At 72.9% G+C, this 21,994-nt stretch carries 16 protein-coding genes; 9 read left to right on the top strand and 7 right to left on the bottom strand.

What is annotated here, in order from left to right; translation table 11 throughout:
• Positions 1-347 (top strand): LPXTG cell wall anchor domain-containing protein (locus tag AB0D99_RS32320; RefSeq protein WP_362370502.1); only part of this gene is annotated, 347 nt, incomplete at its 5' end.
• Between the two features lie 149 nt (positions 348-496).
• On the top strand, positions 497-2,230 hold the full coding sequence (locus tag AB0D99_RS32315) for a DUF4012 domain-containing protein (protein ID WP_362370499.1): 1,734 nt from the start codon (positions 497-499) through the stop codon (positions 2,228-2,230).
• 304 nt (positions 2,231-2,534) lie between these two features.
• On the opposite strand, the gene AB0D99_RS32310 is transcribed toward AB0D99_RS32315, so the two are convergent.
• Both AB0D99_RS32310 and AB0D99_RS32305 read right to left on the bottom strand, forming a co-directional pair.
• On the bottom strand, positions 2,535-3,071 hold the full coding sequence (locus tag AB0D99_RS32310) for a low molecular weight phosphatase family protein (RefSeq protein ID WP_362370495.1): 537 nt from the start codon (positions 3,069-3,071) through the stop codon (positions 2,535-2,537).
• 32 nt (positions 3,072-3,103) lie between these two features.
• On the bottom strand, positions 3,104-5,005 hold the full coding sequence (locus tag AB0D99_RS32305) for a polysaccharide biosynthesis tyrosine autokinase (RefSeq protein ID WP_362370492.1): 1,902 nt from the start codon (positions 5,003-5,005) through the stop codon (positions 3,104-3,106).
• A 181-nt stretch (positions 5,006-5,186) separates the two neighbouring features.
• Between AB0D99_RS32305 and AB0D99_RS32300 the strand changes: the two genes are divergently transcribed.
• On the top strand, positions 5,187-6,776 hold the full coding sequence (locus AB0D99_RS32300) for a glycosyltransferase (RefSeq protein WP_362370489.1): 1,590 nt from the start codon (positions 5,187-5,189) through the stop codon (positions 6,774-6,776).
• Positions 6,777-7,182: 406 nt separating this feature from the next.
• Here the strand turns inward: AB0D99_RS32300 and AB0D99_RS32295 are convergent, their stop codons facing one another.
• The 3 genes from AB0D99_RS32295 to AB0D99_RS32285 all read right to left on the bottom strand — a co-directional run bounded on the left by AB0D99_RS32295 (position 7,183) and on the right by AB0D99_RS32285 (position 10,625).
• Positions 7,183-8,568, bottom strand: coding sequence for a UDP-glucose/GDP-mannose dehydrogenase family protein (locus tag AB0D99_RS32295; protein ID WP_362370486.1), 1,386 nt, complete (start codon positions 8,566-8,568; stop codon positions 7,183-7,185).
• 38 nt (positions 8,569-8,606) lie between these two features.
• Positions 8,607-9,635 carry a UDP-glucose 4-epimerase GalE gene (gene galE, locus AB0D99_RS32290; protein ID WP_362370483.1) on the bottom strand — a complete coding sequence of 343 codons (1,029 nt, stop codon included), beginning with the start codon at positions 9,633-9,635 and terminating at the stop codon, positions 8,607-8,609.
• 63 nt (positions 9,636-9,698) lie between these two features.
• Positions 9,699-10,625: a UDP-glucuronic acid decarboxylase family protein gene (locus tag AB0D99_RS32285; RefSeq protein WP_362370480.1), complete on the bottom strand. Its 927-nt coding sequence runs from the start codon at positions 10,623-10,625 to the stop codon at positions 9,699-9,701.
• A 346-nt stretch (positions 10,626-10,971) separates the two neighbouring features.
• Between AB0D99_RS32285 and AB0D99_RS32280 the strand changes: the two genes are divergently transcribed.
• On the top strand, positions 10,972-12,462 hold the full coding sequence (locus AB0D99_RS32280; protein ID WP_362370477.1) for a lipopolysaccharide biosynthesis protein: 1,491 nt from the start codon (positions 10,972-10,974) through the stop codon (positions 12,460-12,462).
• A 255-nt stretch (positions 12,463-12,717) separates the two neighbouring features.
• Here AB0D99_RS32280 and AB0D99_RS32275 read toward each other — a convergent pair whose 3' ends face one another.
• Positions 12,718-14,181: an exopolysaccharide biosynthesis polyprenyl glycosylphosphotransferase gene (locus AB0D99_RS32275; RefSeq protein WP_362370474.1), complete on the bottom strand. Its 1,464-nt coding sequence runs from the start codon at positions 14,179-14,181 to the stop codon at positions 12,718-12,720.
• 482 nt (positions 14,182-14,663) lie between these two features.
• Here AB0D99_RS32275 and AB0D99_RS32270 point away from each other — a divergent pair, with 482 nt between their 5' ends.
• Genes AB0D99_RS32270 through AB0D99_RS32255 form a run of 4 tightly spaced genes read left to right on the top strand, consistent with a single transcriptional unit; the run spans position 14,664 to position 19,406 of the window.
• Positions 14,664-15,920 (top strand): glycosyltransferase, encoded by a 1,257-nt coding sequence (locus AB0D99_RS32270; RefSeq protein ID WP_362370472.1) that lies wholly within the window; start codon positions 14,664-14,666, stop codon positions 15,918-15,920.
• A complete protein-coding gene (locus AB0D99_RS32265) occupies positions 15,917-17,545 on the top strand; it encodes an O-antigen ligase family protein (RefSeq protein ID WP_362370469.1) in 1,629 nt (542 codons plus the stop codon). The genes AB0D99_RS32270 and AB0D99_RS32265 overlap by 4 nt, the downstream gene beginning before the upstream one ends.
• Complete coding sequence (locus AB0D99_RS32260; protein WP_362370466.1) at positions 17,542-18,615, top strand: NAD-dependent epimerase/dehydratase family protein; 1,074 nt, start codon at positions 17,542-17,544, stop codon at positions 18,613-18,615. The genes AB0D99_RS32265 and AB0D99_RS32260 overlap by 4 nt, the downstream gene beginning before the upstream one ends.
• Positions 18,612-19,406 carry a WecB/TagA/CpsF family glycosyltransferase gene (locus tag AB0D99_RS32255; protein ID WP_362370464.1) on the top strand — a complete coding sequence of 265 codons (795 nt, stop codon included), beginning with the start codon at positions 18,612-18,614 and terminating at the stop codon, positions 19,404-19,406. The genes AB0D99_RS32260 and AB0D99_RS32255 overlap by 4 nt, the downstream gene beginning before the upstream one ends.
• A 109-nt stretch (positions 19,407-19,515) precedes the next feature.
• Here AB0D99_RS32255 and AB0D99_RS32250 read toward each other — a convergent pair whose 3' ends face one another.
• Positions 19,516-20,103, bottom strand: coding sequence for a HutD family protein (locus AB0D99_RS32250; RefSeq protein ID WP_362370461.1), 588 nt, complete (start codon positions 20,101-20,103; stop codon positions 19,516-19,518).
• Positions 20,104-20,360: 257 nt separating this feature from the next.
• Here AB0D99_RS32250 and AB0D99_RS32245 point away from each other — a divergent pair, with 257 nt between their 5' ends.
• The gene (locus tag AB0D99_RS32245) at positions 20,361-21,770 is read left to right on the top strand and encodes a DUF4241 domain-containing protein (RefSeq protein WP_362370458.1); all 1,410 of its coding nucleotides are present in this window, start codon (positions 20,361-20,363) and stop codon (positions 21,768-21,770) included.
• Positions 21,771-21,994: the final 224 nt, after the last annotated feature.

Raw genomic sequence — 21,994 nt, 5'->3', positions numbered from 1 at the left:
AGTGGAGTGGCATGAAGGTGTCGTGGAGTTGGAGATCTGTGGTGGTGCCGGTGGTCGCGGTGGGTGTGTTGGCCGTGCCGTTGGTGGGGGTGGCTGCTGCGGAGGATCACCCGTATCCGCCGCATTCGTCGGGGCATCCGTATCCGCCGAAGCCGCCGAAGCCTCATGAGCCGGATGAGGGTGAGTGGGGGCATGGGGATCATGAGGGGCATAAGCCGGGGAAGCCGCATCTGGCGGACACGGGTGGTGATAACACCGGGGAGCTGGTGCTGGGTGGTGTCGCGGCTGCTCTGGTGGCTGCGGGTGCGGGTGCTGCGTGGGCTGCCCGTCGTCGTCGTTCTTCGTGATGACGGGTGTGTGGCGCAGGGCGGTCGGGCGGGGTCCCGGGTGTGTTCGGGGTGCCGGCCGGGAGCGGCGGGGCGTGTGGGGGTCCTGGCGTTGGAGTGTCCTGTGGGCGGTCGCTGCCGTGTCGGTGGCGGCCGCCGGGTGGGTGGGTGTGACGGGCTGGCTGGCTCGTGGGGAGCTTCTGGCCGCGCAGGAGGATCTGGGGCGGCTGCGGGGAGTGCTGGCGGGCGCGGTCGAGGGTGAGGGTGGGGGTGGGGGTGGGGTGGTGTTGTCCGCGGGGTCGGTGGGGGAGTCTCGTGCGGAGGGGTTGTTGCGTTCGGCGGCGGGTCATGCGGAGCGTGCGCATGGGTTGACGACGGGGCCTGCCTGGTTTGTCGGTGCGTGGCTGCCGGTGGTGGGTGAGCCGTTGGAGTCGGTGCGTGGTATCGCGCGGGCTTCGGATGTGGTGGCGGGTGAGGTGCTGCCGCCGCTGGTGCGGGCTGTGCCGCGGCTGAAGGCGGATGCGCGGGCGGGTGGGATGTCGGGGGTCATGGCGGAGTTGGAGCGTGGGGCGCCTGGGTTCGTGCGGGCGGGTCAGGCCGCGGTGCGGGTGCGGGAGGACACCGGCCGGCTGCCGGTGTCGACGTGGCTGCCGGCGGTGGACCGGGCGCGTGGGCAGTTGGCGGGGCAGGTCGACAAGCTGGCGGGGCAGGCGGAGGAGGCGGCTTTCGCGGCGCGTGCGCTGCCGGGGCTGCTGGGGGCGCACGGGCCGCGGCGTTACATTCTGGTGTTCCAGAACACGGCGGAGGCGCGGGGGACCGGTGGTCTGCCGGGGGCGTTCGCGGTGTTGCGGGCGGATGGGGGGCGGCTGGCTTTCGAGCGTTTCGGCAATGACACGGACATGGACGGTGTGCGTGCGGATGTCGATCTGGGGGCGGAGTTCACGGCGCGTTATGGGGAGAACGCGCCGGGGACCCTGTTTGTGAATTCGAACCTGAGTCCGCATTTTCCTCATGCGGCGCGGTTGTGGACGGCGTACGGGGAGAAGTTGACGGGGGTGCGGCTGGATGGGGCGATCGGCACGGATCCGGCCGCGCTGGGTCTTCTGCTGCGGGCCACGGGGCCGGTGACGATGTCCGACGGTACGGCCATCACCGCAGACAACGCGGTGGATCTCACGCAGCGGACGAGTTATGTGAAGTACGCGGATTTCGAGCGGCGCAAGGCTTTCTTCATCGATGCCGCCCGTGCCGCGGCGACCCGGTTCATGGCCGCGGCCGAGGATCCGGGGGTGTTTCCCGCTCTGCTCGGTGCGTTGCGTCAGGTGCAGGAGGAGGGCCGGGTGCAGCTGTGGAGTGCGCATCCGGGGGAGCAGCGGCTTGTGGAGCGGCGGCCGTTGGGTGGTGTGCTGCCGCGGGAGGGTGGCCCGTTCGCGGGTGTGGTGGTGAACAATGCCGCCGGTTCCAAGCTGGACTACTACCTGGAGCGGAGTCTGGTGTGGGAGCCGGGTGCCTGCACGCCTGAGGGCCGGCAGGTCACCGCGACGGTGGCGCTGACCAGCCGGGCGCCGGTGTCGGGTCTTCCCGAGTACGTCACGATGCGGGCCGATGCCCCGCCGTATCCCACCCGGCCGGGTGACAACCGGCTTCTGGTGTCGTACTACGCCGGTTCGGGGGCGAAGCTGACGCGGGCCACGCTGGACGGCCGTGCGGTGGCGCTGATTCCCGGTGTCGAGCGGGGCCATCCGACGTACACGCTCGATCTGGAGCTTCCCCGGCAGAGCAGCCGCACTCTGGTGCTGCATCTGGTCGAGCCCGATGCCGACCGGGCCCCGACGGTGCTGCGGCAGGCTCTGGTGTCGCCGCTGCGGGCCACGGTCACACCCGCCCGGCCGTGCCACGCCTGACACCACATCACCACCCCATCACCCGTACGCTCCGGCCCCCTGGCCCCGGCCTCCGGTCTCCGGGCCTCCGGTCTCCGGGCCTCCGGTCTCCGGCCCCACCGGTCTCCGGGCCCCCGGTCTCCGGGCCCCCGGTCTCCGGCCCCACCGGTCTCCGGGCCCCCGGCCTCCTGGCCTCCTGGCCTCCTGGCCTCCCGGCCTCCGGCGTATCCCGCGCGGCACGATCCCGCAGGAGTATTCGTTTCCGGGGAACGTGGCCGGGGGCGCGCCACACGAACCCGTGTGGTGCGCCCCCGGTAGGGGTGTTTCAGGGGGCGAGGATGCCGGCCAGTGCGCGGACGGCGTCGTGGACTTCCCTTGCCCGTGCCCGGTGCACCTTCGGGGGAGCGCCGACCGGGTCGTCGATGCCGTCCGACTCGTCCGTCGGGGGGATCACCGTGCCACGGCGGGAGGCCGCCAGCCGTACCGTCTCGCGTGGTGTGCCGGCCGCGGTGCCCTGTGCGAGGCGGACGAACTCTCTCAGGGTGAAGCAGCGCCGTAGTGCCAGCGGGTGGAGCCGTACGGCGGCCTCGCGGTGGCAGCATTCCAGCCCGAGGACCAGATCGGCCCGTTCGACCTGGCCGGCTTCCAGCCGCAGCGCGGTGAAGCCGTGGGGGTCGCCGCCGAGTTCGCCGAGGATCTCCCGCGTGAGCGGGTCCAGCGGTACCGGCCGGGCGGCGGTGCCCGCGCTGCGCACCCGGAAGCCCTGCTGGGGCAGGGCTGCGGCCAGCAGCCGTTCCGCGACGGGTGAGCGGTGCATGTTGCCGGTGCAGACGAACAGCACCTCGAACCCGTCGACCGCCACTGTGCCTGTGGTTGCGGTTGCCGCGCGGCCGTTCACGATTTCCCCGCGGCAGTCGGCGCGGCGGGCTCTTTCGCCTTGCCCGCGCCGGCGGCGGCCGTGACGCCCTCCTTCGTTTTCCCTGCGCCGGCCCGCTTGCGTGTGCCCGTCCCGCCGGCGGCGGCCGTGACGGGCTCCTTCGCCTGCCCCGTGCCGGCCGGCGGAACAGCCGCCTTCCCCGCGCCCGAGGCGCGAGCAGCGCCGGACTTCTGCGCCCCGCCCGCGCCGGCGGTGGTGGCCGTGCCGGGCTGCTCCGCCCTGCCCGCGCCGGTGGTGGCCGTGCCGGGCTGCTCCGCCGCGCCCGTGTCGGTGGCGGCCGTGGCCGGCTGCTCCGCCGTACCCGCCGTGGCGGCTGGTGTGCCGGGCTCGTTCACCTCACCCGCGATGGTGATGGTGGTGGTTGCGGGCTGTTCGGTTTCGTCCGCAGTGGTGGTGGCGGGCTGGTCGGTCTCGTGTGTGGGGGTGTGGGGTCCCTGGGTGTCGGTCGCGGGTCTGGGGGTCGGCAGTTCGGTCGGGGCGTAGCCGTATCCGTAGCCGTATCCCTTGCCCTTGTGGGTGGAGGACATGTTGAGGGCTGTGCCGAGGACGGGGACGCCGATGCGGTGGAGGGAGTCGGCCGCGTCGACGATCTGGTCGCGTCCGGTCTTGGAGGCGCTGACGACGAGCAGGACTCCGTCGGTGAGGGGGGACAGGCCCAGGGTGTCGGCCACCGGCAGCAGGGGGGCGCTGTCGACGACGACGATGTCGTAGGTGTCGGCGAGTTCCCGCAGGACTTCCGCCATCCGGCCGCAGGAGAGCAGTTCGGTCGGGTTCGGCGGCAGGGTGCCGCTGGTGAGGACGGCGAGGCGGCCCGCGGCTTGCTGCATCACGTCCTCGGTGGCGGCCTGGCCGATGAGGACGGTGGTCAGTCCGGCGCCTTCGACCAGTCCGAAGGTGGGGGCCACGGAGGGGCGGCGCAGGTCCGCGTCGACCAGGCAGGTCCGCAGGCCCGCATCGGCCAGGGACAGTGCCAGGTTGACCGAGGTGGTGGTCTTTCCCTCGCCGGGCAGGGCGCTGGTGACGACGATCACCCGCGGCGGGTCGTCGACCTGGGCGAACTGCAGGTTGGCCCGCAGCTTGCGGAACGCCTCGGCGCGCGGGGAGGTGCTGGCGGCCTCGAGCGCGATTCTCTTGCGGCCGGCGCTCTTGTCGTAGGGGATGGCGGCGAGTACCGGCAGCGCGGTGAGTTCCCCCAGCGCCTCGCTGGTCTTGACGGTGGTGTCGAGTGCCTCGCGCAGCGCGACGATTCCGGCGGCGAGCAGCAGCCCGCCCAGCACGCCGAACGCGAGAGCGAGCAGACGGTCGGGTGACACCGGCTTCTTGGGGACGGACGCCTTCTCCGTGACCCCGAGCGAGACCGGCGAGACGGTCGGCTGCGGGGCTGCGTTCTCCTTCTGACCCGGCGCCGGCTGGGCCTTCTTCGGCGTCTCCAGCCGTTCGACGAGCCCGATGAAGCGGGCCGCGACCGCGTCGGCGATCCGCGCCGCCCGTACCCGGTCGGTGTCGCGCACCTTGATGTTGATCAGGACGGTGTTGAGCGGGGCCTCGGCGGTGATGCGCGAGGCGAGTTCCGAGGGCGAGTACGGCAGCCCCAGCTGGCGCACGACGGGCTGCGTCACCTGGCTCGTGGCGACGATCGCCGAGTACGACTGCACCCGGGCCTGCGAGAAGCTCTGACCCTGGTTCAGCTCCGAGGTGTCCGCACCGGTCCGGGTGGCCACGAACAACTGGGTGCGGGCCTCGTAGACCGGTGTTCTCACCATCGTGACGACCTCTGCCGCGACGATGCCGAGCAGCAGACAGATCAGGACGGTCGGCCAGCGTCTGGCCAGCAGCTTGAGGTATCCACGAAGATCCAACGTTCACCCCTCACAGGGCAAGCAGCGCCCAATTCACCCATTTTCATGCCAATTTTCCCGTTTACCATAGACGCAGGGGTGCCGTGGACCCGGCAGCGACGGCCGCAAGGGCACCCCGACCGGCCTATCGTTCGGACGTGTTGCGCCGGATGCGCCCCGCCCGGGCGGCAGGGTGATCCCCATGGACAGGCAGATCTCCTCGCATCCCGCCCCTCTTCGGATCGTGCTGGTCGCGTTCGCCTGCGACCCGACCCGGGGCAGTGAACCCGCCATCGGGTGGGGCTGGGCCGAAGCGCTGGCGGGCCGCGGCCACACCGTCGAGGTCCTCACACACCCCGTGGACGGCAACCTGCGGGCCATCGAGCACCGGATCACGGAACTGGGGGCGGTGGGCGAGCGCATCCGCATCCATACCGTCGCCCTGCCGCCGACGCCCGCGTGGACCCGCGCACTGCCGCCGCCGCTCAGGGACATGGCCGCGGAGGTCCGGCGCTACGACGCCTGGCAGCACCGGGCACTGGCCCATGCCCGTAGCCACGGGCTCGATACGGCCGACGTGGTGCACCACGTGTCCTACGGTTCCCTGCAAGGGGGCTCCGCGCTGCGCCGCCTGGGACCGCCGTTGGTGTTCGGGCCCGTCGGCGGCGGGCAGATCGCCCCGCACAGCCACCGCCGCTACCTCGGCGCGGCCTATTGGCAGGAGGCGCTGAGGACCCTGGTGTGGGCGCGGTTCCTGAGCCACCGTCCGGCATGCCGCCGGACGGTGAGCGAGGCGGCGGTGGTGCTGGCCACCAACCGCGACACGCTACGGCTGGCCCGCCGTCTCAGCCGCGCCCCCGAGGCCCGGCTGATGCTGGCCGACGGCATTCAGGAGTCGCTGATCCGGGACGAGCCGCTGATCCGGGACGAGCCGCTGACCGGAGACGAGCCGCTGACCGGAGACGAGCCGCTGACCGGGGACGAGTCGCCGACCGGGGATGCGTCGCTGAGTGGGGACGAGTCGCTGACCGGGGATGCGTCGCTGACCGGGGATGCGTCCGGGGAGCGGGCGGAGCGGCCCGGCCGGCCGCCCACCGTGTTGTGGGTCGGCAGACTGCACCCGCGCAAGACCCCCGATCTCGCGCTGCGGGCACTGGCCCACCTGCGGTCGCGGATCCCTCGGGCCCGTCTCGTCGTCATCGGCGACGGCCCGTCACGTCCCGAACTGCAGCGGCTCGCGGCGCGTCTGGGCGTGGCCGAAGCCGTCGACTTCCGCGGCCGGCTGCCCCGGGAGGAGGTCTTCGCGGCCTGCGACGACGCCGACGTGTTCCTGATGACCAGTCTGCGGGACTCCTCCAGCACCCAGACGCTGGAGGCGTGGGCCAGGGGACTGCCGGTGGTCCACCTCGGCCACCACGGCATCAGCGACTTCTCGGCGCCCGGCGGAGCGGTCTCGGTGCCCCTGGGCGACCCATCCGACCTCCCGCAACGCCTCGCGTGGGCACTCGGCGGCGTCCTCGGCGGCCGGCAGGCCCGCCAGTGCATGGCACGGGCCGCCGTGGAGTGGGCGCACCAGCACACCTACGCGGCGAAGGCGGACATCGCCGAACAGCTCTACCGCACCGCCCTCACCCGGGCCGCCACCCGGCCCCGGACCCCAACCCGACCGGACCACCCCCACACCCCCCACACCTCTGACACCCCCGACGCTCTCGAAGGCTCCGGTGTGCCGGGTGCGTCCGGTGTGCCGACGGCAGCGGTCGTATCAGCCCCGCCCCGCCCCGCGCAGTAGCGGCGGCACACGCCCCCACACCCCCAAACCCACGACCCAACACCCCCAACACCTGCTCCCGATCACCCCGCCACCCCCACCCCCCCCCGGGCACTGCCGACGGTCCGAAGTCCCGGCGGCAGCGCCCGCGTCCGCTTCAGCCGGAGGGCAGCGCCCGCGTCCGGTTCAGCCGGACGGCAGCGCCCCTGTCCGTTTCAGCCGGTCGGCAGCGCCCGCGTCCACTCCAGCCCCGGCGGCAGCGGCCCGCGTCCAGTTCAGCCGCGCCCTCAGCGCCCCTGACCGCTTCAGCCGCAGCGGCACTGCCCCGTGTCCGGTTCAGCCCCAGCGGCACTGCCCCGTGTCCAGTCCAGCCCCGGCGGCAGCGCCCCAACCGGTTCAGCCCCGGCGGCAGTGCCCCGTGTCCGGTTCAGCCGCGGCCCGCGGAGGGGACCGGGGCCAGGTGGCCGGCGGCCGCCTGCTGCGCCGGCAGTGCGGGCGGCGCCGGCCGGCCCAGCGCCCGCAGGGTCCAGCCGGCGGCCTGCCACCGCGCCGCGTCGAGGGCGTTGCGCGCGTCGAGGATCCTGCGCGCGGGGGTCACGGCCCCCAGCGCGGCCGGGTCGAGACGGCGGTAGTCGGACCACTCGGTCAGATGCAGCACCAGATCGGCCCCCGCACACGCCTGTTCCGCGTCCGGCACGTAGTCGAGCAGCGGCAGGACGGCCCGCGCGTTGTCCATGCCCTGCGGGTCGTGCAGCACGACCCGCGCGCCTTCGCGGTGGATCGCCGCCGCGACCGCCAGCGCGGGCGAGTCACGGACGTCGTCGCTGTCGGGCTTGAACGTCGCGCCCAGAACGGCGATACGACGCCCGGTGAACCCACCGCCCGCCATGTCCCTGGCGATGTCGACGGTACGGCGCCGCTGCCGCGCGTTGACCTCGTCGATCTCGTGGAGGAACCGCACCGCCCCGCCGACACCGAGCTCCTGCGCCCGCGCCGCGAGCGCCCGGATGTCCTTGGGCAGGCATCCGCCGCCGAACCCCAGCCCGGCGGACAGGAACCGGCGCCCGATCCGGCTGTCGTGCCCCAGAGCGTCGGCCAGGGTGGTCACATCGGCGCCCGCCGCGTCACACACCTCGGCCATGGCGTTGATGAACGAGATCTTCGTCGCCAGGAACGCGTTCGCCGCCGCCTTCACCAGCTCCGCGGTCGCCGGATCGGTGCAGATGTAGGGCACACCGGCGCCCAGCATCGGCGCGTACACCTCGCGCAGGACCTCATCGGCCCGCGGCGACAGCACCCCCGCCACGATCCGCTCCGGGCACAGCGTGTCCTTGACCGCGAAGCCCTCCCGCAGGAACTCCGGGTTCCACGCCACCTCGACATCCGCGCCCCGGCCGGCGAGCTCCCGCACACGCGCGGTGAGCCGGTCCGTCGTCCCCACCGGAACCGTCGACTTGCCCACGATCAGACAGCGCCGCCGCAGCAGGGGCGCCAGCCCGTCGACGACGGCGTCGACCGCCCGCAGGTCCGCGCAGGGCGCGTCCGCGTGCTGCGGGGTGGGCACACACACGAAATGCACCTCGCCGAACTCGGCGGCCTCGGCGAGCGACGTGGTGAACCGCAGCCGGCCCGAGCCCACGGCCCGGCCGAGCACCTCGGGCAGACCCGGTTCGTGGAACGGCGCCACGCCCCTGCCCAGGGCCGCGATCTTCCCGGCGTCGATGTCGACACCGAGGACCTCGTGCCCGATGTCCGCCATGCACGCGGCATGCACCGCGCCCAGGTATCCCGTCCCGATGACGGTCAGTCGCATGTCACTCGCCTCTCCTCGAATGTGGTCCGGTCCACGCTTCAGTCCGGATAGCCGCACGGATTGAGCTCCTGGAACCGCCACGCGTCCTCACACATCGCGGCCAGGTCCCTCCTCGCGCTCCAGCCCCACGCCCGGGCCACCCGCCCCGGGTCGGCGACCAGCGCCGGCACATCGCCCGGACGACGGCCGGTGATCTCGTACGGGATCGGCGTCCCGCACGCGCGCTGAAACGCCGCGACCAGCTCCAGCACCGACGTACCCGACCCCGTACCGAGGTTGAACACCCGCATGCCCGGCTCGTCGTCGAGGTGCTCCAGCGCCACCCGGTGGCCCTCGGCGATGTCCATCACATGCACGTAGTCACGCACACCGGTGCCGTCCGCGGTGGGATAGTCGCCGCCGAACACCCGCAGCCGCTCCAGCCGGCCCGCGGCGACCTGCGCCAGATACGGCATCACGTTGCCCGGCGTGCCCCGGGGCACCTCGCCCAGCAGCCCGCTGGGATGCGCGCCGACCGGATTGAAATAGCGCAGCGACAGCACCGACAGACCGGGCAGATACCGGCACGTGTCGGCCAGGACCTGCTCGCACAGCCACTTCGACGTCGCGTACGGGTTGGTGGGATCGGCCGGGTCCGCCTCCGTCAGCGGCACCTTGGCGGCGTCTCCGTAGATCGAGCAGGACGAGGAGAACACCAGCCGGCCCACCCCGTGCTCCTGCATGACACGCAGCAGCGCCACGGTGCCGCCCACGTTGGTGTCGTAGTACGCGACGGGCAGCTCCACCGACTCCCCGACGGCCTTCTTCGCGGCGAAGTGGACCACGGCGTCGACCGTATGCTCCTCGAACACACGCGAGAGCCCGTCCCGGTCGTGCAGAGAGACCTCGTACACGCCCGCCGGCGGCCGGCCGGCGATCTTCGCGACCCGCTCCAGCGCACCGGGCGAACTGTTGGAGTAGTCGTCGACGACCACCACGTCATGGCCGTGGCCGAGGAGTTCGACGCAGGTGTGACTGCCGATGAAACCGGCACCGCCGGTCACCAGCACCGTGGTGCGACCGGGCATGGGCCACCTCTCGTGATGCCGTCAGGGAGCATGAGCACACAGAACAACCGGGCGGGGGGCCGGTCAGGTGGCGCTGAACCATTCCACGGTCCGGCGCACACCGTCCGCGACCGTCACCTCCGGCCGCCACCCGAGGTGTTCCATCGCACGGGTGATGACCGGGCGGCGCCGGACCGGGTCGTCCACCGGCAGCGGCTCGTAACGGATCGGCGCACGCGAACCGGTGATGTCCAGGACCAGCTCGGCGAGCTCCTGCACCGTCCACTCCTCGGGATTGCCGAGGTTGACCGGCCCGGTCTGCGAGGAGTCCAGCATCGCCACCAGACCACGCACGAGATCACTGACATAGCAGAAACTGCGGGTCTGCTTCCCGTCGCCGTAGACCGTCAGCGCCTCACCGCGCAGGGCCTGGCTGATGAAGCTGGACACCACCCGCCCGTCGTGCGGACGCATCCGCGGACCGTAGGTGTTGAAGATCCGGACGATGCCCACATCGGTGCCCAGGGCGCGGTGATGGGCGAGCGAGACGGCCTCCGCGTACCGCTTCGCCTCGTCGTAGACACTGCGCGGCCCGACCGGGTTGACGTGCCCCCAGTACTCCTCGTCCTGCGGATGGACCTGCGGATCACCGTAGATCTCACTGGTCGAGGCGAGCAGGAAACGCGCCCCGTCGCGCCTGGCCAGACCCAGCGCGTTCTCGGTGCCACGGCTGCCCGCCGCCAGAGTCTGCAGCGGACGGCGCAGATAGTCCGGCGGGGACGCGGGACTCGCGAGATGCGCGACCGCGTCGACGGCACCGGACACCTCCACGGCCACACTCACATCCGCCCGGACGAACTCGAACCCGGGATACGACCGAAGGTGCGCCAGGTTCTCCGGCCGGCCCGTACTCAGGTCGTCCAGGCACACCACCGCGTCCCCGCGCCGCAGCAGCGCCTCGCACAGATGTGAACCGAGAAAACCGCACCCACCGGTCACCGCTACGCGCATGATGCATCTCCATGAATGCAGGAAAAGAAGAGGGAGGAAGATTTCCGCCCGGAATACGAGAAGAAATCTCCCGAAACATCGGAAGGATATGATCCGATTCCCTCGCGCCATTCACGCGGGAACACGGCTGTGCACCGTTTGGCCGGTAGAGCGGACGGCGGAATTCCCGGCCGCGAGCGCACAGCCCGAACCCAGAACGATGAACGGACAATCCCCCCGCCCCCGGCGCCGATCACTCGTACGTGTGAAACGACACCTCGCGCGTCGGACTGGGCACGGCCCGCCCCCGTGCGAGGGTGCGCACCTGACGCAGATCCACCGTGCCGAAGGCGAGAGCGACCACCCGATGACGCAGCTGGGCTCCGCCACCGTGAAGGGCATGCGCTGGACCTACCTCGCCGGCGTCGCCGCGATCGTCCTGCAGCTGCCCTACGCGGCCGTGATGGCCCGCCTGCTCACCCCCGAGGACTTCGGGCTGATGGCCCTGGCCCACCTGGTGCTGCGCTTCGCCCACCACTTCGCCCAGGGCGGCCTGCGCTCCGCGGTGGTCCAGCGCGCCACCCTCACCGACCGCGACATCCGCGTCACCTTCACCCTGGCGCTCCTCGTCGGCACCTGCTCCTTCGCGGCCGTGTGGTGCGTGGCACCGTACGCCACCGAACTGGTCCGCGGCCCGGCCGAACTGACCCGCGTCATCCGGGCGACCGCCCTGATGCTGGTGTTCATGGCCCTGGGCGCCCCCGCCGCCGGACTGCTGGCCCGCGCCATGCGCTACCGCGCCGTCGCCCTCACCGACTTCCTCTCCTTCGCCGTCGGCTACTGCCTCGTCGGATTCACCTCCGCCCTGTCCGGCGCGGGCGTATGGAGCCTCGTGTACGGCACGCTCTGCTGGTACTTCCTGCAGGCCCTGCTGCCCTGCCTGCTGGTCAGGCACTCACTGCGCCCGCTGTTCGACCTGCCGGCCATGCGGGACATCCTCGGCTTCGGCGGCAAGGTCTCCGTGAACGGGTTCCTCGAATACCTGACGGAGGACTTCGGCAAACTCGCCATCGGCCGCTACGTGGGAATCACCGCCGCCGGACTCTACGACCGCGCCGCGCTCCTGGCATCACTGCCCCTGCACCAGATCCAGACGGCGGCGAGCAAGGTCCTCCTGCCCGCGTTCAGCCGCATCCGGCACGAGACCGGCCGGCTCGGCGCCTCGTACACCGACTGCGTCTGCCTGACCGCCCTGATCCTCCTTCCCCTGTGGGCGGTGATCGGCGCGAGCAGCGACCAGCTGGTGGCCCTGCTGCTCGGCGGGCAGTGGACCGGAGCCGCGGAACTGGTGCCCATGCTGGGCCTGGTCAGCGTCCTGGCCCTGCTCGCACAGTTCCTGGGCACCCTGGTCGAGGCCATGGGACTGGTAGGCCCCAAGGTCCTCATCCACCTCGTGCAACTGGCGGTTCTCGTCACCGGCACGGCCCTGGCCCTGGCCGCCGGCGGCGGCATCCAGGCACTGATGGCGGTCGTGCTGACCGGACAGGCCATCCGACTCGCCCTGCTCCAGGCATGGCTGAGCCGGCTCTTCCCCGCCACCCGGCGACCGGTCGCGGCCGCCTACGCACAGGCGGCCGGGCTGGCCGCCGCGACCTGGACCGTACTGTGGTGCCTCCAGCACACCCTCGACGGCCGATGCCCCACGGCGCTGCTCCTCGCGGCCAAACTGATCACCGCGGGCGCCCTCGCGGTGTGCTGCGCACGATACGGCGGGAGCCTGCGAGGCGTACGCGTCGCCCGGGAACGCGGCCTGCTCCCCGCCGCGCTCACCCGCCACCACCCCGCACGCACCCAGTAGCCCCCGGAGCCGCCCTCGTACGGGAGCTGCCCCCGGAGCCGCCCTCGTACGCTCCCGGCACCGTCCCCGTACGGCCCCCGCCACCACCCCGCACGCACCCAGTAGCCGCCCCGTACGGGAGCCGCCCCGGAGCCGCCCTCGTACGGGAGCTGCCCCCGGCACCGCCCTCGTACGCTCCCGGCACCGTCCCCGTACGCCCCCCCCGGCACCGCGCCCCGGCCGCCGCCCCCGACCCGACACCGCGCCCGCGCAGGGTCAGTAGGCGCCGTTGCCCTCGATGACCGCACGCACCGTGCGGCGCAGGATGCCGAAGTCGACGCCGGGCGACCAGTTGTCGACGTAGCGCAGGTCCAGGGCGACCGTCTCGTCCCAGGACAGATCCGAACGCCCGCTGACCTGCCACAGCCCCGTCAGCCCCGGCTTGACGCTCAGCCGCCGCAGCTCCACGTCGGTGTACTGCGCCACCTCGCTCGGCAGCGGCGGCCGGGGACCCACCAGCGACATGTGCCCCCTCAGCACGTTGTAGAGCTGCGGAAGCTCGTCCAGCGAGAAGCGGCGCAGCACCCGGCCCACCCGGGTGATCCGGGGATCACGGCGGATCTTGAACATCAGCCCGTCGTGCTCGTTGGTCCGGGCCAGCTCCTCCCGCATCTGCTCGGCGGCCGTCACCATGGTGCGGAACTTCACCAGACGAAACTGCCGCCCGCCCAGCCCCACCCGGGTCTGACGGTGCAGAACCGTCCCCGGCGAGTCCAGACGCACCGCGAGCGCCACCACCGCCAGCGCCGGAGCCAGCAGCACCAACAGCAGCGCGGCACCCACCAGATCCGTCACCCCCTTCACCAGCACCGAGCCGCCACGGCGCACGGGCGCAGCCACGTGCAGCAGCGTCAGACCGGCCACGGACGAGACCCCGACCCGGCGCTGGGTCACCTCCGTCAGACCCGGCACCACGACGAGCGGCCGACCGTCCTCGTGCACCGCCCAGGACAGCCTCCGCAGCCGCTCACCGGCCATACTCGGCCCCGACATCACGAACACCAGATCGGGGTCGAGCGCACGGGCCGCCGCCAGCACCGGCACCGCGTCACCGGACAGCCGCGCCGGGGCCTCCCGCTCCAGCCGCGCCAGCACCGGCGCCACCGAATCGGGGGAGTCGTCCCCGATCGGACACATCCCGACCACGACGAACTCGTGATCGGTCCGGCGCGCCAGATGCCGCAACAGCTCACCCAGAGCCGGCGCCTCACCGATCACCAGCACCCGGCGCACGGACCGCCCGGCACGACGCCGCGCCACCAGATGGCGATGCGTCAGATGCCGGCAGGCCGCGGTGACCACGAGACACCCCGACACACCCGCCAGCACCGGAAGAACCGGCACCTCCACACCGGCCGCCGCCCGCACCACCACGAGCACGGCCAGCAGCACCACCCAGTCCCGCCCCAGCACCCCGGCACCGCCCCGCTCACCCAGCTCACGCCACGCGTAACGCATCCGCGAACCCCGCACCACCACCCACACCCCGCCCACCGCCGCCGCACACCACGGGGCGGATCCCTCACCGGCCAGCCGCAGAGCCGCGTACACCCCGACCAGCGCCCCCACCGCGTCGGCGGCGACCGCCGCCGGCCGGTACCAGGCCGGCTTGCGGCGCCGCCGCTCACGATGCGCACCCCCCGGGCCGGGCTGCTCCTGGGGCTGCCCCGACAGCGGCACATGAGGTACCTCTCCCCGAACAGTCACGGTGTCCCTCTCTAACCGGTTCCAGCGGAAGATCGCCGCCCTTCGAGCACCACCCGCACGCCCGGGACATCCGGCACCCACAGCCGTGCGGTCCAGGGCGTCCCGCGCGGCGCGGCGCAGCGGCGGACGGTACCGAGTGTGTCCGCCGGGCACCCGCCGACGCCGCCGACGGCGCTCGTCCGCACGGAACTATCACCCGATAAGCAGCGTGGAACCCCCGCCCGCCCCGATCCCCGCCCCCACCGCACCGCCCGGCCGCACTCGGCCAAGCGGGTGGGCTCACCGCGACGATCGCCCGAAACATCGAAGACGACCGCCCACGTGCGCGAATTTGTCTGTTGGCCTGCCCAGTCCTGCCCGCTCCCCGCCCCCACGCACCGGCGAGCACACCGCAGCGGGCACCCGCCCAGCTCCCGAAGACGACACACCCACGCCGACGACCAGAGGTGCCTGTCATGAAGATCGCGGTGGTCCACAGCTTCTACACCGCGGGGAAGCCCAGCGGAGAGAACCAGCTCGTACGGGACCAGGTACGCGCCCTGCGCACGGCGGGCCACACGGTGGAACTGTTCGCCGCGCACACCGACGAACTGGCACGCGACCCCCTCTACCCCCTGCGGGCCGCCGCCCGCGTCGCGACCGGCCGCGGCAACAACCCGCTCGACCAGCTGCGCGCCTACGGCCCCGACGTGGTCCACGTCCACAACCTCTTCCCCAACTTCGGACGCTCCTGGGTACGGCACTGGGACGGCCCGCTCGTCGCCACCCTGCACAACTACCGGCCCATGTGCGCCGCGGCGACCCTCTACCGCGCGGGCGCCGTGTGCACCCGCTGCCCCGACGGCGAGCCCTGGGCGGCCCTGAAACTCGGCTGCTACCGCGGCTCCCGGGCCGCCACCCTCCCCCTGGCCTGGGCCCAGCGACACGGCCCGACCCGCGACCCGCTGCTCGCCCGCGCCGACCGGATCGTCGTCAACTCCCCCCTGAGCCGGCAGACCTACCTGCGTGCCGGTGTCCCCGCGGAGCGCCTGACCCTCGTCCCCAACTTCGTCGACACCCCGTCCACCGCAGAAACACCCGCAGAAGCACCCGCACAGACACCCGGCGACACACCCGCGGAGACATCCGGTGCGGCATCCGGTGCGACGTCGAGTGCGGCGTCCGGTGTGGTGTCCGGTGAGGACAGCGGCCGCTGGCTGGTCGCCGCGCGCCTGTCCGCGGAGAAGGGCGTCCTGGAACTGCTGCGCCAGTGGCCCGCCGACGAGCCGCTCGACATCGTCGGCGACGGCGAACTCCTGGCCCAGTGCCGGGCGGCGGCCCCCTCCTCGGTGCGCTTCCTCGGCCATGTCGACCGCACCGAACTGTGCCGGCGGATGGCGACCTGGCGCGGCCTGGTCTTCCCCAGCCGCTGGTACGAGGTCCAGCCCTGCGTCCAGATCGAGGCCCTGGCGGCAGGACTGGCGACCCTCGCCTTCGAGGGCTCCTCGGTGGCCGAGTCGGTCCGCGCACACGGCACCGGCCTGGTCACCACGTGGGACGAACCCCTCGCCCCCGTCCTCGCCCGGGCCGCCGCCCTCTTCCCCACCCTGCGCACCCACTGCCGGCAGGTCTACACCGACCACTACACCGAACGAGCCTGGCTCTCGCGCATCACCACCGTGTACGAGGAGGCCGCGCGGATCGCGGGCGGCCGCGCCCTGACCACCACGTGACCCCCCACCCGGCACCCCCGGCGGACGGCCCCGCCCGCCCCACCCCGTACACCCCCGCCCGCGCCGTCCGCCCCGCGGCCACCGTCCGCGAACCCCACCCCACCACCCCCGCCCGCCCCACCCGGCACACCGCCGTCCGCGAACCCGCCGGCCGTGAGCCGGTCGTCCGCGAACCCGCCGGCCGCGAGCCGGTCGTCCGCGAACCCTCCAGCCGCGCGGTCAGCCGCGAACCCGCCGGCCGTGAGCCGGTCGTCCGCGAACCCTCCAGCCGCGCGGTCGTCCGCGAACCCGCCGTCCGCGAACCGGTCGGCCGTGAGCCGGTCGGTGACGACAAGCTGATCGCCGGCGTCATCGTCGTCGCCGTGATGCTCACCGGCGGCCGGTGGCTCTCCCACATGCAGATCGGGCCGCTCTACATCGGCGACATCCTGCTCGCCGCGGCCTTCCTGCACGCCCTGTGGTGGACCACCCTGTCCGCGAAACGGCACCAGCCCCTCCACAGGCCGGGAATCGCCCTCGCCCTGCTGCTGGTGGTGACCGGGGCCCACCTGCTCACCGTCGACGCGGACCTGCGCACGGCCGCCCGCGACGCGGCACCCTTCGTCTACGCCGCGATCGCCTACCTCGCCGCCGGCGGCTACCAGCGGGTGGGCGAGCACGGCAGACGGCGCACCATCCGCCTCCTGCACATCGCCCTGGTCCTGCACCTGGCATGGATGGCCGTGGCGACCCTCGCACCGGCCTTCGTCGCCACCCTGCCCGAGGTGGGCCGCACCCGCGTCTTCGAGATCAGGACCGACTTCGACGTGGCCGTCCTCGGCATCCTCGCGGGCCTGTCGATCCTGAAGATCAGACGCGGCCGGGTCTGGCTGCACGCCTCACTGGCCGCCGCCGCGCTCGTGACCGGCCTGGCCCAGGTGAACCGGGCGGGCCTGTTCTCCTGCTGCGCCTGCGTCCTGGTGGCGACCCTGTTCCGCGCCAGGGGCACCAACGGCCGTATCACCCCCCGCGCGGTGCTCCTCGCGGTGACCGCGCTGCTCACCGTGATCGTGGCCCTGCCGATGTCCCCGGCCGGCCAGCGCCTCCTCGCGCTGGGCACCGACACCACGGCCGCCCCCGAGGTCGTACAGAACGCCCAAGGCACCACACGCGCCCGCCTGTTCGCATGGGAGCGCGTGGTCACCTACACCCTCGACGACCCCACCCGCACAGCCGTCGGTGTGGGCTTCGGGCCGGACTTCCTGCAGAAGTCCGACGGCGACCTCCCCATCGGCCGCGGCATGGGCGTGCGCTCCCCGCACAACTACCTGATCACCGTCTTCGCCCGGCTCGGCGTCGTCGGACTCGTCCTCATCGTCTCGATCCTCGCCGGGCTCCTGGCCATCACCATCCGAACCGTCCGCACAGGACCGCCCGACGAACTGACAGCGCTGTGCGTCCTGCTCGTCGTCTCCCTCCTCATCGTCGCCCTGCTGGGCGTGATCCTGGAGTCGCCCTTCGGCGCCGCCCCCTTCTTCTGGGCGGCCGGAATCCTCCTCGCGGGGGACCGGTCGCGACGCGGATCCCACCGCCGCACCCCGGAACAGAAAACCTCGGTCAGCTCCTCTCGGAAAGTGATGGTATGAGCGTCGCTGTCGTGACCGGATCAGCCGGTCTCATCGGATCAGAAGCGGTACGGCACTTCAGCCGCCTGGGACTTGACGTCGTCGGCATCGACAACGACATGCGGGCCCGGTTCTTCGGCCCCGAGGCGTCCACCGCGTGGAACGCCACCCGCCTGTCCACGGACCTCGGCCCCGCCTACACCCACCACACCCTCGACATCCGCGACCGGGACGCGATGGCCGCACTCTTCCGCCGCTACGGCCCCGACATCGCCGTCGTCATCCACACCGCCGCCCAGCCCTCCCACGACTGGGCCGCCCGCGACCCGTTCCTCGACTTCGACATCAACGCCACGGGCACCCTCAACGTCCTGCAGAACGTCCGCGAACACTGCCCCGACGCCCCCGTCATCCACTGCTCCACCAACAAGGTCTACGGCGACCGCCCCAACTCCCTGCCGTTCGAGGAACACGAGACCCGCTGGGAGATCGCCCCCGGCCACCCCTACGCGGCCGGCATCGACGAGACCATGTCGATCGACACCTGCCTGCACTCCGTCTTCGGCGCCTCCAAGACCGCCGCCGACATCCTGGTCCAGGAATACGGCCGCTACTTCGGACTCCGCACGGCCTGCTTCCGCGGAGGCACCCTCACCGGCCCCGGCCACTGCGCCACCGAACTCCACGGATTCCTCGCCTACGTGATGCGCTGCGCGATGGAAAGACGCCCCTACACACTCATCGGCTACAAGGGCAAACAAGTCAGGGACGCCATCCACAGCCACGACGTGGTCGCCGCGTTCGAGGCGTTCTTCCGCGCCCCCCGCAGCGGCGAGGTGTACAACCTGGGCGGCGGCCGGCACTCCCACGCCTCCAACCTCGAGGCGATCGCGCTGGCCGAGAAGATCTCGGGCAACGAGATGCTCGTCGAGCGGCTCGACACCCCCCGCACCGGCGACCACATCTGGTGGATCAGCTCCAACCGGCGTTTCCAGGAGCACTACCCGACCTGGCAGCTCACCCACGACGTCCCCATGATCATGCAGGAGATCCACGACGCCAACGCCGACCGATGGACACCGGCCCGGTGAAGCGGAACATCCTCGGCGTCCTCGTCGACGCCACCACCTACGGCCAGGCCGTGGCCACCGTCCTGGACGCGGCCCGCCGGCGCCGCCCCTTCGCCCTGACCGCGCTCGCCGTGCACGGCGTGATGACCGGCGTACTCGACCGCGAACACGCCGCCCGGCTCAACTCCTTCGACCTGGTCACCCCCGACGGCCAGCCCGTGCGCTGGGCATTGAACGCCCTGCACCGCACCGGCCTGACCGAGCGGGTCTCCGGCCCGACCCTGACCTGGCACGTGCTGCGGGCGGCAGCCGACGAGGGCCTTCCGGTGTATCTGTACGGCTCCACGGAACAGACACTGGACCGCCTGGCGCTGAACCTGCAGAACACGCTGCCCGCGCTGAAGATCGCCGGCCGGGAGCCGTCCGGGTTCCGCACCGCCCGCCCCGGCGAGGACCGGGAGATCGCCGACCGGATCACCGCCTCCGGCGCCCGGATCGTCCTGGTCGGGCTCGGCTGCCCGCGCCAGGAGATCTTCGTCCACGCCATGCGCCCGCTGCTGCAGATGCCCCTGCTCGCCGTCGGCGCCGCGTTCGACTTCCACGCCGGGATCCTGCGCAGGCCACCGCTGTGGATGCGGCGCCACGGGCTGGAGTGGCTGTGGCGGCTCGCCTCGGAACCACGCCGGCTGTGGCGCCGCTACCTGAAACTCAACCCGCACTACCTGCTGTTGGTCGCAGCCCAGAAGACCGGTCTGAGACGCCCCGTCCCGCCGCCCCCCGCCACCGACCGCACCGGCTCCTTCCCCCTCTGAACCGCCCCCGGGCCGCGGCGCACCGCCGCGGCCACGCCGCCGCCCCGCCCGGCCCGGGTCGCCGGGCCGCCCACGCGCCCCCGTCGGCCGCCACCCTGCCCGGCCCGGGTCACGGGGTGGGGGTGATGTCCGCCCACAGGGCGGTGGCGTCGGGGGAGAGCGGTGCGGGCACCTGGCCCGGCGTGTGGTCGTCCTGCGCCCACCACACGCCCTGACCGTGTGTCATCACACCCCCGCCTCCGCCCCCGCCTCCGGCTTCGCCCGCGTGCCACTGTCCGCGCAGCACGTAGAGCACCCCGGCGTGTCCGGGGGAGGGCACCAGCGGTCCGGTGACCTGCTCGACCCGGGCGGTCCAGCGGCCGCGCCGCACCATGATGTTCAGCACCCGGCAGGCACCGCCCGGCAGCGTCGCGGCCGCCTGGTGGTCGCCGGAGAACGCGAACGGCTCGCCCACCCGCGTCAGCAGCCGGTCGAACACTCCGGGGCAGGCCAGCCGCACGCCGTCACCGGCCAGCAAGGTGAGCGTCCGGTCGACACCCGCGAACGCCGAGAACGGCCCGTCCCGGTCGATGTCCGCGACGCTGGCACGCCACCCGAACTCCCCGGCGCCCGCCGGACCCGACACGATCTCCCTGGTCGTGCCTCCGCCGTTGCGCCACCGGCCCGCCGTCAGCGACGCGGTATCGAAACGGTGCACGGGCGGGCTCCTGACCTGGATACGGCACGACTACGGATCACGGCGCACAGCGCACGGCGCCGGGGGACGCCGCCCCCGGCGGACCACCGGCGACACGAGGTGAACGACCGGCCGGCGGCCTGCCGGACCCGGTCGACGGAGTGTACGCGCACCACACCCCCGCCACGGTGCCCCTCCCGCCGTCGCCGGGACAGCACCCCACGACCCCGGTGGGCGCGCCGGACTTGTTGTCGGTGCGGGCTTCTAGGGTGCGAGCCATGGGTGGGCGCAGCGGGCGGGGGACGGGCGACACGGGCGGGGACCAGAGAGCGGACACGGTCGTGGAGATGGCGTACGCGCGGGCGTGGGATCTCCAGGCCCGTATGCCGTGGCGGCCGCTGACCGCCGAGGCGGCCCGGCAGCGGGACACCGCGGGGGAGCCGTACGTCGTGGTGTACCGGATCGCGGGCCGGGACACTCCGCTGGAGGTCCGCCTGGTCTCCTGGCGGGACCACTACGTGGGCATATGGCTCTACGACGCGCAGGGGCGCCGGACCGACGAGCTGGACCTGCGGCTGTTGGACGACGAGAGCCGGCTGCTCCACCGGCGTGTCCGCCAGTGGCGCTACCCCGGGCCGCAGACGGCGGAGTTCGACGACGAGTGCCCTCGCTTCGAGCGGGAACTGTTCCCCGACGGCAGGGGCTCTGTCACGCAGGAGCCGAGAGGTGCCCGCGGGACCATGCTCGTCACGGTTCCCGGCGCCGACGTACAGCGTTGGCAGGCCCGCCCGGGGTTCGACGCATGGCCGGTGGTGGCCGCCCTGTGGGAGAGGCTGCCGGGACCGGTGGCGCTCCGGGCAGCCGAACTCCCCCCGAACGAGGGCGCGCCCGAGACGGCCGAGACGGCCGAGACGGCCGAGGCGGCCGAGACGGCGGGCGGTGCGTGCGACGCGCCTGCGGCGTGCTGGCGCCCGCCCCGCCCGGCTCGGCCCGGGCCACTGGACGCGCTGTTTCGGCCCGGGACACACCTGTCCGACGGGTACCACGCCGAGATGACCGTCCTGCAGCCGAGCCGGACCGGGACCCTGCGTGTGCCGAGCGGCCTGCTGGCCGTCTCCGGGCCGGACGCCCTCGTCGGTGAACGGCCCGCCCTCACCATCCCCGTTCCGCCGGGGGAGCACGTGCTGGAGCAAGCGCGGGTCCGCGTCGGGTACGACTGCGAGTGGAGCGGGGGCCGGGTGACCCGCACGGACACCACGGCGGTGCGGTTGCGCGTCGGCGAGAGGCCCGCCGCGTCGTGGGAGATGGCCCTCGGACCGGACGACGACCCCCGGCTGCTGGGAGAGAACGAGCTCTTCGGCTTCGCCACCGACAGCGCGACCGGCTGCTTCGCCGACGCCGGAGCCTGGCCGTCACTCCACCGGCTCTTCGAACGCCACCTCGTCCAGGGGGAACCGGACGCGGGGGAGGACATCACCGACTCCCTGTACCTCCTGCGCACTCGGGACGAGGCATCCGGCGGGGAGCTGGTCGCGTTCGCGACGACCGGCGACGGCACCTACCCGGTGTGGGTGGGGCGTTGCGCGGACGGGGAGGTGGCCGAGGTGGTGGTGCTGGTGGACGGGATGCCGACGGTACTCCGGGACGCCGGCGCCGACGGGACACGGCCGGCACCGGCACCGGCCTGACCGTGGGGCGATGCCGGTGAGCCGGTGTGCCGCGGCCCGGCGGACAACCGGGGGTTTCTCGCTACCTCCCGCCGCAAAGAGGGCGGTGGTCGGCGTCACGGTCATGACGGACCCGACCCGCCGGTGCCGGTACCGCGGCGCCCCGCCGGCCGGTACCGCGGGCGATCCGGCCATGACGTGGGCGCAGGTCCCGGGGTCGGGGTGGCGGGTGGCCTCGGGGCAGC

Source organism: Streptomyces sp. NPDC047971 (assembly GCF_040653355.1).
Taxonomy (GTDB): Bacteria; Actinomycetota; Actinomycetes; order Streptomycetales; family Streptomycetaceae; genus Streptomyces.
The sequence above is the reverse complement of the archived record's forward strand: the minus strand, read 5'-3'. Positions and strand labels throughout refer to the sequence as shown.